Source organism: Serratia sp. NA_112.1, from assembly GCF_052691715.1.
This window is the reverse complement of the sequence record NZ_JBQZFO010000022.1, coordinates 1-9,223: the sequence shown is the minus strand read 5'-3', so window position 1 is coordinate 9,223 and position 9,223 is coordinate 1. Positions and strand designations below refer to the sequence as shown.

Below are 9,223 nucleotides of genomic sequence, written 5' to 3'. Positions count from 1 at the left end.
TTACCTTACTTCTTCTTAGCCTCTTTGGTACGCACGACTTCGTCGGCGTAACGGACACCCTTGCCTTTGTAAGGCTCAGGACGGCGGTAGGCACGCAGATCTGCAGCAACCTGGCCAATAACTTGTTTATCAGCGCCTTTCAGCACGATTTCAGTTTGGCTTGGGCATTCAGCAGTAATACCTGCTGGCAGCTGGTGATCGACCGGGTGAGAGAAGCCTAAGGCTAAATTCACCACGTTGCCTTTAACAGCAGCACGATAACCAACACCTACCAGTTGAAGCTTCTTGGTGAAGCCTTCGGTAACACCAACAACCATTGCGTTCAGCAGAGCGCGCGTAGTACCCGCTTGGGCCCATGCGTTAGCAAAACCTTCGCGCGGAGCGAAAGTCAGTGCGTTAGCTTCTTGCTTCACTTCAACGGCGTTGTGGACAGTACGAGTCAGCTCGCCGTTCTTACCCTTAATCGAAATAACCTGACCGTTGAGTTTTACCTCTACGCCGGCAGGAATGACGACGGGTGCTTTTGCAACACGAGACATTCTTTCCTCCCGAATTAAGCTACGTAGCAGATAATCTCGCCACCAAGACCTGCTTGGCGAGCTGCACGATCGGTCATAACACCTTTAGAGGTAGAAATAACAGCAATACCCAAACCAGCCATAACTTTTGGCAGTGCATCTTTTTTCTTGTAGATGCGCAGACCAGGACGGCTGATTCGTTGAATGCTTTCTACCACTGCCTTGCCCTGGAAGTACTTCAGTACCAGTTCCAGAACAGGCTTGGTGTCGCCTTCGATTTTGAAATCTTCAATAAAACCTTCTTCCTTCAGCAGGTTGGCAATTGCCACTTTCAGCTTGGAGGAAGGCATGGTGACCGCAACTTTGTTCGCGGCTTGACCGTTACGGATACGGGTCAGCATATCCGCGATCGGATCTTGCATGCTCATCTGTCTTTACTCCCGTGATTCAATTGGTAATTACCAGCTAGCCTTTTTCAAGCCTGGTACTTCACCGCGCATAGCGGCTTCACGTAACTTGATACGGCTCAACCCGAATTTGCCCACATAACCATGTGGACGGCCAGTTTGGCGGCAGCGTTTACGCTGACGAGACGGGCTGGAATCACGCGGCAGAGTTTGCAGCTTGAGAACAGCATCCCAACGATCTTCGTCGGAAGAGTTCACACCAGAAATGATAGCCTTCAGTTCCTCGCGTTTAGCGCGGTACTTTTCAGCCAGTTTCACGCGAACGACTTCGCGTGCTTTCATTGATTGCTTAGCCATCAGTAACCCTGCCTTACTTACGGAACGGGAAGTTAAAAGCAGCCAACAGCGCGCGGCCTTCATCATCAGATTTCGCAGTAGTGGTAATGGTAATATCCAAACCACGTACGCGATCGACTTTGTCGTAGTCGATTTCTGGGAAGATGATTTGCTCACGCACACCCATGCTGTAGTTACCACGGCCATCGAATGACTTAGCGGACAAGCCACGGAAGTCACGGATACGTGGAACAGCAATGGAAATCAGTCGCTCAAAGAACTCCCACATGCGTTCGCCACGCAGAGTTACTTTACAGCCGATCGGATAGCCCTGGCGGATTTTGAAGCCTGCAACAGATTTGCGTGCTTTGGTGATGAACGGCTTTTGACCGGAGATTGCTGCCAGATCCGCTGCTGCATTATCCAGCAGTTTCTTGTCAGCGATCGCTTCACCAACACCCATATTCAGGGTGATCTTCTCGACCCGAGGGACTTGCATGACAGAGTTGTAATCAAACTGAGACATCAGTTGTTTGACTACCTCGTCTTTGTAGTAATCATGCAGTTTCGCCATCGTATTACTCCAAATTACTTGATAGTTTCGCTGTTAGATTTGAAGAAACGGACTTTTTTCCCGTCTTCGAATCTAAAGCCTACACGGTCAGCCTTACCGGTAGCCGCGTTGAAGAGAGCAATGTTAGAAACCTGAATTGCAGCTTCTTTTTCAACAATGCCACCTGGTTGGTTCAGAGCCGGGACCGGCTTCTGATGTTTCTTAACCAGGTTGATACCTTCAACAATGACCTTACCAGCAGACAGGACATTTTTTACTTTACCGCGTTTACCTTTGTCTTTCCCGGTAAGCACGATAATTTCGTCATCACGACGGATTTTCGCTGCCATGTTTCGCTCCTTAGAGTACTTCTGGTGCCAGAGAGATAATTTTCATGAACTTCTCATTACGCAGTTCACGAGTTACCGGCCCAAAAATACGCGTACCGATAGGTTGCTCGCTGTTATTGTTTAAAATAACGCATGCATTACCATCGAAGCGAATGACAGAACCGTCCGGGCGACGTACACCCTTCTTGGTGCGCACCACTACCGCCTTCAGCACATCGCCTTTCTTCACCTTACCGCGAGGAATTGCTTCCTTGATGGTAATTTTGATGACATCGCCAATGCCTGCGTAGCGACGGTGCGAGCCACCTAGAACCTTGATACACATTACGCGACGTGCACCGGAGTTGTCGGCCACGGTCAGCATAGTCTGTTCTTGGATCATGTTAGTGCTCCGCTAATGTCAACTACAACTTTAGGACCTATTACTAGATCGTTGAAAAGCCCCATAACCAAGGGCGCAGCATTATAACACCGCTTCCAAAGTATGGGTAGAAAAAATAAACGGCTCATTTTCTGAGCCGTTTATAAGTTAGAGCCAGCTACTCTATTACAGAATCGCTTTCTCTACAACGCGAACCAACGTCCAGGACTTAGTCTTGGACAGTGGACGGCATTCGCGGATTTCTACCACGTCACCGATACCACATTCGTTGTTCTCGTCATGTACGTGCAGCTTGGTCGTACGCTTGATGAATTTCCCGTAGATCGGGTGCTTCACCGTGCGCTCGATAGCAACAACCATGGATTTCTCCATTTTGTCACTAATAACACGACCCTGCAGAGTACGGTTAATATCAGTCATTTACACACCCGCCTTTTCAGTCAGTAAAGTCTTAACACGTGCGACATTACGACGCACTTGTTTCAACAGGTGAGTTTGTTGCAGCTGGCCACTTGCCGCCTGCATGCGCAAGTTAAATTGCTCACGCAGCAGGTTGAGCAGCTCAGTGTTCAGCTCTTCAACGCTTTTTTCACGCAGCTCTTGTGCTTTCATTACATCACCGTCTTAGTTACAAAGGTGGTTTTGATCGGCAATTTAGCTGCAGCCAGCTTGAATGCCTCACGGGCGACCTCTTCTGGTACACCGTCCATTTCGTACAGGACTTTCCCAGGTTGGATCAGGGCAACCCAATATTCCACGTTACCCTTACCTTTACCCATACGCACTTCGAGCGGCTTCTCGGTAATTGGTTTGTCCGGGAATACACGGATCCAAATTTTACCTTGACGCTTAACTGCACGAGTCATTGCACGACGAGCTGCTTCGATTTGACGAGCAGTCAGACGGCCACGGCCAACAGCTTTCAGACCGAAAGTGCCGAAGCTAACATCCGTACCCTGCGCCAGACCACGGTTGCGGCCTTTGTGCATCTTACGGAATTTTGTACGCTTTGGTTGTAACATCAGCGACTCTCCTTACTTGCGGCCTTTACGCTGCTGCTTTTTAGGTTGAGCAGCCGGTTCCGGTTGTTCAACTGCAGCCATACCACCCAGGATCTCACCTTTGAAGATCCATACCTTAACGCCGATTACACCATAAGTGGTGTGCGCTTCAGATGTGTTGTAATCGATATCCGCACGCAGTGTATGCAACGGAACACGACCTTCACGGTACCATTCGGTACGCGCGATTTCAGCACCGCCAAGGCGGCCGCTTACTTCAACTTTGATACCTTTAGCGCCAAGACGCATTGCGTTCTGTACAGCACGCTTCATAGCACGACGGAACATAACGCGACGTTCCAACTGTGAAGTGATGCTGTCAGCAACCAATTTAGCGTCAAGTTCCGGTTTACGGACTTCGGCGATGTTAATTTGCGCAGGAACGCCAGCGATGTTCGCTACGACCTTACGCAGTTTTTCGACATCTTCACCTTTCTTGCCGATAACGATGCCTGGACGAGCAGTGTGAATAGTCACACGGATGCTCTTCGCAGGACGTTCGATAACGATGCGAGAAACGGAAGCTTTCGCCAGTTCCTTAATCAGGAATTGGCGAACTTTAAAGTCGCTGTCCAGGTTGTCAGCGAATTCTTTGGTATTCGCATACCAAGTAGAGTTCCAAGGTTTGACAATACCCAGGCGAATACCATTAGGATGTACTTTCTGACCCATTGCTAGTCTCCAGAGTCTCAGCGATCGGACACAACCACAGTAATGTGGCTGGTGCGCTTCAGGATGCGATCTGCACGACCTTTTGCACGAGGCATAATGCGCTTCATGCTTGGGCCTTCGTCTACGAAGATTTTCGTGACTTTCAGATCATCGATGTCAGCGCCATCGTTGTGTTCTGCGTTAGCAATGGCAGACTCCAGCACTTTCTTAACCAGACCAGCAGCTTTCTTGTTGGTGTAGGCCAGAGTTTCCAGAGCTTGCGACACTTTCTTACCGCGGATCAGGTCTGCAACAAGGCGGACCTTCTGTGCAGAAGAACGAGCGTGGCGATGTTTAGCGATAGTTTCCATCTCTTCCTCCTACCTTAGCGCTTTTTAGCTTTTTTATCAGCCGCATGGCCGCGATAAGTGCGAGTCGGCGCGAATTCACCCAGTTTGTGACCGACCATTTCATCGGAAACGAACACTGGTACGTGCTGACGACCATTATGGACAGCGATGGTCAAACCGATCATGTTAGGAAAGATCGTTGAACGACGGGACCAAGTGCGCAAAGGCTTCTTGTCACCGCTTTCCACCGCTTTCTCTACCTTCTTCAGCAAGTGCAGGTCAATAAAAGGACCTTTCTTGAGAGAACGTGGCATGGCTTATCCTCTAATTATTTTTTGCTACGGCGACGTACGATGAACTTATCAGTACGCTTGTTGCTGCGGGTTTTCTTACCTTTGGTCTGAACGCCCCATGGTGTTACTGGGTGTTTACCAAAGTTTTTACCCTCACCACCACCGTGCGGGTGATCTACCGGGTTCATCGCCGTACCGCGAACGGTAGGACGAACACCACGCCAACGTGCAGCACCTGCTTTACCCAGAACGCGAAGCATATGTTCAGCGTTACCGACTTCACCCAAGGTGGCGCGGCAATCAACTGGAACTTTACGCATTTCGCCTGAGCGCAGACGCAGAGTTACGTAGGAACCATCACGTGCAACGATCTGAACGTAGGCACCAGCAGAGCGAGCGATTTGACCGCCTTTACCTGGTTTCATTTCTACGTTATGAACCGTTGAACCCACTGGGATGTTGCGCATTGGCAGGGCGTTACCTACCTTAATTGCAGCATCAACGCCAGATTGGATCTGGTCACCAGCTTTCAGACCTTTCGGCGCCAGGATATAACGGCGTTCGCCGTCTTTGTACAGAACCAGCGCGATGTTCGCGGAACGGTTCGGATCGTACTCCAGACGCTCAACCACTGCAGCCACACCGTCTTTGTTGCGTTTGAAGTCAACCAGACGATAATGTTGCTTGTGGCCACCACCGATATGACGGGTGGTGATACGGCCATTGTTGTTACGGCCACCGCTTTTGCTCAGTTTCTCAAGCAGCGGGGCATGAGGTTTACCCTTGTGCAGCTCAGGGTTAACCACTTTAACAACGTGGCGACGACCCGGAGATGTAGGTTTACATTTAACAATTGCCATTGTTCTTACTCCTCCGACTTACTCTGCGCCGCCGATGAAGTCCAGATTCTGGCCTTCTTTCAGGGTGACGTAAGCTTTTTTCCAGTCGCTACGACGACCAACACGCTGACCGTGACGCTTCACTTTCCCTTTAACTACCAGGGTGTTAACGTCTTCGACTTCGACTTCAAACAGTTTCTGCACTGCAGCTTTAATTTCTGCTTTGGTCGCGTCTTTGGCAACTTTGAGAACGATGGTGTTAGTTTTTTCCATCGCAGCGGATGCTTTTTCAGATACGTGCGGTGCACGCAGCACTTTCAGCAGACGTTCTTCACGGATCATGCCAGCATCTCCTCAACTTGCTTCACAGCATCAGCAGTCATAACCACTTTGTCGAAGGCGATCAGGCTAACCGGGTCGATACCTGCTACATCGCGCACGTCAACCTTGTACAGGTTGCGAGCAGCCAGGAACAGATTCTCATCCAGTTCACCGGTTACGATCAGCACATCTTCCAGCGCCATATCTTTCAGTTTCTGTGCCAGCAGCTTAGTTTTAGGCGCTTCTACAGAGAACTTCTCGACAATGATCAGACGATCTTGACGTACCAGTTCGGACAGGATGCTTTTCAGCGCGCCGCGGTACATCTTTTTGTTTACTTTCTGACTGTGGTCCTGAGGCTTCGCAGCAAAGGTCACGCCACCTGAACGCCAGATCGGGCTCTTTACAGAACCTGAACGCGCACGGCCGGTACCTTTCTGGCGCCACGGTTTTTTACCGGAACCAGTTACTTCAGCACGGGTCTTCTGAGCACGAGTACCTTGACGGGCACCTGCTGCATAAGCAACAACAACCTGGTGTACCAGCGCTTCGTTAAAGTCACGACCGAAGGTAGTTTCGGAAACAGTCAGCGCGCTTTGCGCGTCTTTCAATACTAATTCCATTGCTATCCCCTTACGCCTTCACAGCTGGTTTAACGATCAGGTTGCCACCGGTTGCGCCCGGTACAGCACCCTTAACCAGCAGCAGGTTGCGCTCAGCGTCAACACGTACTACGTCCAGGCTTTGAACGGTTACACGCTCGTCACCCAGGTGGCCAGCCATTTTCTTGCCTTTGAACACTTTGCCCGGAGTCTGGTTCTGACCGATAGAACCCGGAACGCGGTGAGACAAGGAGTTACCGTGGGTAGCGTCTTGGGTACGGAAGTTCCAGCGCTTTACAGTGCCAGCAAAACCTTTACCTTTAGAAGTACCGGTAACATCGACTTTTTTAACTTCAGCGAAGATTTCAACGCTGATGTTTTGACCTGCAGTAAATTCTTCACCTTCAGCAGTGCGGAATTCCCACAGACCACGGCCAGCTTCAACGCCAGCTTTAGCGAAATGGCCCGCTTCCGGCTTGGTTACGCGGTTAGCTTTTTTGCTACCGGTAGTAACCTGCACAGCACGGTACCCGTCGTTAGCCAGGTCTTTAACCTGAGTCACGCGGTTCGCTTCAATTTCAATCACGGTTACTGGGATAGAAACGCCATCTTCAGTGAAGATACGAGTCATACCCAATTTCTTACCGACTAAACCAATCATTGTTTCAACCTCTCAATCGCTCAATGACCTGATTAACCCAGGCTGATCTGCACGTCTACACCAGCAGCCAGATCCAGACGCATCAGAGCATCAACGGTTTTCTCGGTTGGCTCAACGATGTCAACCAGACGCTTGTGAGTGCGAATTTCGTACTGATCACGCGCGTCTTTGTTAACGTGCGGAGAGATCAGAACGGTAAAGCGCTCTTTGCGAGTTGGCAGCGGGATCGGACCACGGACTTGCGCACCAGTGCGCTTAGCAGTCTCGACGATTTCCGCGGTTGATTGATCGATAAGACGATGATCAAACGCTTTCAGGCGGATACGGATTCTTTGGTTCTGCATGAGACCAGAGCTCCAATTATTTATAAACGTAAATAATTACTCCTCACACCCATTTCGATTGATGGGGGAGTGTAATCGTCAACATATAACCCCCATATCGGGAGTATTGTTCGAAGGGCAAAACGAACTTGCCTATCGACTGATTCGCTAAAATCAGGCTTACCAAGATTAGGTAAGCCCGCGCATTATACGCAAAACAGAGCGAGAAGCAAGGCACGGATGGAAATATGCTCAGGATATCGACATTTATTGCAGTTTTAGGTCTTAGATGGCGGTTCGGAAAGCCAGGTACAATAGTATGCGGGGAAATCAGATGAGGCGTTGAGGCTTCTCCCCTGCCCTGCCGGTGATAATACATGCCGGCAGGGAAGCATTGTCGCTAAGTAGGGAATCAGGTTTTACATTACTAAAGTTGGGCTTGTGCGTAGTTCTGAATACCCAGGCGGTCGATCAAATCAAGTTCGGTTTCCAACCAATCGATATGCTCTTCCTCATCTGCCAGGATCTCTATCATCAAATCACGGCTGACATAGTCATGGATGGAATCAGCATAAGCAATGCCTTCACGAAGACTTTTGGCGCCGTCCAACTCCAGGGCCAAATCGGAACGCAGCATTTCCTCAATATCTTCGCCAATATTCAACTTACCGAGATCCTGCAAATTCGGGATACCTTCCAAAAACAAAATACGTTCGATGTAACGATCGGCATGCTTCATTTCATCGATCGACTCGTGGTATTCCTTATCATTGAGACGAGCTAACCCCCAGTTCTTGAACATTCGGGCATGCAGGAAATATTGATTGATGGCAACCAGCTCGTTGCCGAGCAGTTTGTTGAGGTGAGCAATGATCTTTTTATCGCCTTTCATAGGTAACTCCTCCTGGCCAGTTCTAAAAGTGTAGAAGCTGAAAGCCAAGAGTCAAAAAATAACCTTACCTTTAGTTAGGCAACTTCGTGCATTTGGATAATGGTTCCGCTTTCCTCCACCATAATCTGTCTCGCCTGACGAATGCACTTTCCACAATCGGTACCAATAGGTACAAGTTCACGCAGTTGTTTCATGGTATGCGGATTGTGCTGACGTACGGCCTTGCGGATCGCTTTGTCAGTCACGGCATTACACAGACATACATACATAGAGGGACTCACTTCTTAACCAATGCTGTAATTCTAAATAGGAATGCTTTTTATTTCAATTAAGATTTGGAAAAATTGCATAAAAAAAGGGCACCGAAGTGCCCTCTTTTTGTGTCGAAAAATTATTCGCGATTAAGCGATAACTTTAGCAACAACACCAGCGCCTACAGTACGGCCGCCTTCACGGATTGCGAAACGCAGACCGTCGTCCATCGCGATTGGGTGAATCAGGGTAACAACCATGTTCACGTTATCGCCAGGCATTACCATCTCAACGCCTTCTGGCAGTTCGATGGTACCGGTCACGTCAGTTGTACGGAAGTAGAACTGTGGACGGTAGCCTTTGAAGAATGGAGTATGACGACCACCTTCTTCTTTGCTCAGGATGTACACTTCTGAGTCGAATTTGGTGTGT

General features: G+C 49.4%; 20 protein-coding genes. All 20 read right to left on the bottom strand.

The features are described from left to right. Window positions 1-5: 5 nt before the first annotated feature. A complete protein-coding gene (gene rplF, locus ACUTQ5_RS21900) occupies window positions 6-539 on the bottom strand; it encodes a 50S ribosomal protein L6 (protein ID WP_012147217.1) in 534 nt (177 codons plus the stop codon). Between the two features lie 14 nt (window positions 540-553). Continuing rightward, window positions 554-946 carry a 30S ribosomal protein S8 gene (gene rpsH / locus ACUTQ5_RS21895; protein ID WP_004951149.1) on the bottom strand — a complete coding sequence of 131 codons (393 nt, stop codon included), beginning with the start codon at window positions 944-946 and terminating at the stop codon, window positions 554-556. 30 nt (window positions 947-976) lie between these two features. Then, a complete protein-coding gene (rpsN, locus tag ACUTQ5_RS21890; protein ID WP_012147218.1) occupies window positions 977-1,282 on the bottom strand; it encodes a 30S ribosomal protein S14 in 306 nt (101 codons plus the stop codon). A 13-nt stretch (window positions 1,283-1,295) separates the two neighbouring features. Further along, on the bottom strand, window positions 1,296-1,835 hold the full coding sequence (rplE, locus tag ACUTQ5_RS21885) for a 50S ribosomal protein L5 (protein ID WP_004951155.1): 540 nt from the start codon (window positions 1,833-1,835) through the stop codon (window positions 1,296-1,298). A gap of 14 nt (window positions 1,836-1,849) precedes the next feature. After that, window positions 1,850-2,164: a 50S ribosomal protein L24 gene (gene rplX, locus ACUTQ5_RS21880; protein ID WP_004951158.1), complete on the bottom strand. Its 315-nt coding sequence runs from the start codon at window positions 2,162-2,164 to the stop codon at window positions 1,850-1,852. A 10-nt stretch (window positions 2,165-2,174) separates the two neighbouring features. Beyond that, window positions 2,175-2,546, bottom strand: coding sequence for a 50S ribosomal protein L14 (gene rplN / locus ACUTQ5_RS21875; RefSeq protein WP_004951161.1), 372 nt, complete (start codon window positions 2,544-2,546; stop codon window positions 2,175-2,177). Window positions 2,547-2,711: 165 nt separating this feature from the next. Further along, on the bottom strand, window positions 2,712-2,966 hold the full coding sequence (gene rpsQ / locus ACUTQ5_RS21870; RefSeq protein WP_012147219.1) for a 30S ribosomal protein S17: 255 nt from the start codon (window positions 2,964-2,966) through the stop codon (window positions 2,712-2,714). Continuing rightward, window positions 2,967-3,158, bottom strand: coding sequence for a 50S ribosomal protein L29 (rpmC, locus tag ACUTQ5_RS21865; protein ID WP_004951169.1), 192 nt, complete (start codon window positions 3,156-3,158; stop codon window positions 2,967-2,969). After that, complete coding sequence (gene rplP / locus ACUTQ5_RS21860; RefSeq protein WP_004951171.1) at window positions 3,158-3,568, bottom strand: 50S ribosomal protein L16; 411 nt, start codon at window positions 3,566-3,568, stop codon at window positions 3,158-3,160. Before rplP ends, rpmC begins: the two co-directional genes overlap by 1 nt. A gap of 12 nt (window positions 3,569-3,580) precedes the next feature. Beyond that, complete coding sequence (rpsC, locus tag ACUTQ5_RS21855) at window positions 3,581-4,279, bottom strand: 30S ribosomal protein S3 (protein ID WP_012147220.1); 699 nt, start codon at window positions 4,277-4,279, stop codon at window positions 3,581-3,583. Window positions 4,280-4,296: 17 nt separating this feature from the next. After that, window positions 4,297-4,629 carry a 50S ribosomal protein L22 gene (rplV, locus tag ACUTQ5_RS21850; RefSeq protein WP_004391423.1) on the bottom strand — a complete coding sequence of 111 codons (333 nt, stop codon included), beginning with the start codon at window positions 4,627-4,629 and terminating at the stop codon, window positions 4,297-4,299. Window positions 4,630-4,643: 14 nt separating this feature from the next. Then, complete coding sequence (gene rpsS, locus ACUTQ5_RS21845) at window positions 4,644-4,922, bottom strand: 30S ribosomal protein S19 (RefSeq protein ID WP_004929772.1); 279 nt, start codon at window positions 4,920-4,922, stop codon at window positions 4,644-4,646. A 14-nt stretch (window positions 4,923-4,936) separates the two neighbouring features. Further along, window positions 4,937-5,761 (bottom strand): 50S ribosomal protein L2, encoded by an 825-nt coding sequence (gene rplB / locus ACUTQ5_RS21840; protein ID WP_099065724.1) that lies wholly within the window; start codon window positions 5,759-5,761, stop codon window positions 4,937-4,939. Between the two features lie 18 nt (window positions 5,762-5,779). Beyond that, window positions 5,780-6,082, bottom strand: a complete 303-nt coding sequence (rplW, locus tag ACUTQ5_RS21835; RefSeq protein WP_012147222.1) for a 50S ribosomal protein L23 — start codon at window positions 6,080-6,082, stop codon at window positions 5,780-5,782. Next, window positions 6,079-6,684, bottom strand: coding sequence for a 50S ribosomal protein L4 (gene rplD / locus ACUTQ5_RS21830; RefSeq protein ID WP_012147223.1), 606 nt, complete (start codon window positions 6,682-6,684; stop codon window positions 6,079-6,081). Before rplD ends, rplW begins: the two co-directional genes overlap by 4 nt. A 10-nt stretch (window positions 6,685-6,694) precedes the next feature. Continuing rightward, on the bottom strand, window positions 6,695-7,324 hold the full coding sequence (rplC, locus tag ACUTQ5_RS21825; protein ID WP_012147224.1) for a 50S ribosomal protein L3: 630 nt from the start codon (window positions 7,322-7,324) through the stop codon (window positions 6,695-6,697). A gap of 32 nt (window positions 7,325-7,356) precedes the next feature. Beyond that, window positions 7,357-7,668, bottom strand: a complete 312-nt coding sequence (gene rpsJ / locus ACUTQ5_RS21820) for a 30S ribosomal protein S10 (protein WP_001181005.1) — start codon at window positions 7,666-7,668, stop codon at window positions 7,357-7,359. Window positions 7,669-8,074: 406 nt separating this feature from the next. Continuing rightward, window positions 8,075-8,539 carry a bacterioferritin gene (gene bfr / locus ACUTQ5_RS21815; protein ID WP_445652948.1) on the bottom strand — a complete coding sequence of 155 codons (465 nt, stop codon included), beginning with the start codon at window positions 8,537-8,539 and terminating at the stop codon, window positions 8,075-8,077. Window positions 8,540-8,613: 74 nt separating this feature from the next. After that, entirely contained in the window at window positions 8,614-8,808 is a 195-nt protein-coding gene (gene bfd, locus ACUTQ5_RS21810; protein WP_445652947.1) for a bacterioferritin-associated ferredoxin, read from the bottom strand. Between the two features lie 132 nt (window positions 8,809-8,940). After that, on the bottom strand, window positions 8,941-9,223 hold a 283-nt coding region (locus ACUTQ5_RS21805; RefSeq protein WP_445652946.1), incomplete at its 5' end, for an EF-Tu C-terminal domain-related protein.

Coding starts and splice junctions, on each gene's coding strand:
- rplW (WP_012147222.1), bottom strand. CDS start 6,082: ATGATCCGTGAAGAACGTCTGCTGAAAGTGCTGCGTGCACCGCACGTA.
- rplX (WP_004951158.1), bottom strand. CDS start 2,164: ATGGCAGCGAAAATCCGTCGTGATGACGAAATTATCGTGCTTACCGGG.
- rplD (WP_012147223.1), bottom strand. CDS start 6,684: ATGGAATTAGTATTGAAAGACGCGCAAAGCGCGCTGACTGTTTCCGAA.
- rpsH (WP_004951149.1), bottom strand. CDS start 946: ATGAGCATGCAAGATCCGATCGCGGATATGCTGACCCGTATCCGTAAC.
- rplB (WP_099065724.1), bottom strand. CDS start 5,761: ATGGCAATTGTTAAATGTAAACCTACATCTCCGGGTCGTCGCCACGTT.
- rplE (WP_004951155.1), bottom strand. CDS start 1,835: ATGGCGAAACTGCATGATTACTACAAAGACGAGGTAGTCAAACAACTG.
- rplV (WP_004391423.1), bottom strand. CDS start 4,629: ATGGAAACTATCGCTAAACATCGCCACGCTCGTTCTTCTGCACAGAAG.
- rpsJ (WP_001181005.1), bottom strand. CDS start 7,668: ATGCAGAACCAAAGAATCCGTATCCGCCTGAAAGCGTTTGATCATCGT.
- rpmC (WP_004951169.1), bottom strand. CDS start 3,158: ATGAAAGCACAAGAGCTGCGTGAAAAAAGCGTTGAAGAGCTGAACACT.
- rpsC (WP_012147220.1), bottom strand. CDS start 4,279: ATGGGTCAGAAAGTACATCCTAATGGTATTCGCCTGGGTATTGTCAAA.
- bfd (WP_445652947.1), bottom strand. CDS start 8,808: ATGTATGTATGTCTGTGTAATGCCGTGACTGACAAAGCGATCCGCAAG.
- rplP (WP_004951171.1), bottom strand. CDS start 3,568: ATGTTACAACCAAAGCGTACAAAATTCCGTAAGATGCACAAAGGCCGC.
- rplN (WP_004951161.1), bottom strand. CDS start 2,546: ATGATCCAAGAACAGACTATGCTGACCGTGGCCGACAACTCCGGTGCA.
- rplC (WP_012147224.1), bottom strand. CDS start 7,324: ATGATTGGTTTAGTCGGTAAGAAATTGGGTATGACTCGTATCTTCACT.
- rplF (WP_012147217.1), bottom strand. CDS start 539: ATGTCTCGTGTTGCAAAAGCACCCGTCGTCATTCCTGCCGGCGTAGAG.
- rpsN (WP_012147218.1), bottom strand. CDS start 1,282: ATGGCTAAGCAATCAATGAAAGCACGCGAAGTCGTTCGCGTGAAACTG.
- bfr (WP_445652948.1), bottom strand. CDS start 8,539: ATGAAAGGCGATAAAAAGATCATTGCTCACCTCAACAAACTGCTCGGC.
- rpsS (WP_004929772.1), bottom strand. CDS start 4,922: ATGCCACGTTCTCTCAAGAAAGGTCCTTTTATTGACCTGCACTTGCTG.
- rpsQ (WP_012147219.1), bottom strand. CDS start 2,966: ATGACTGATATTAACCGTACTCTGCAGGGTCGTGTTATTAGTGACAAA.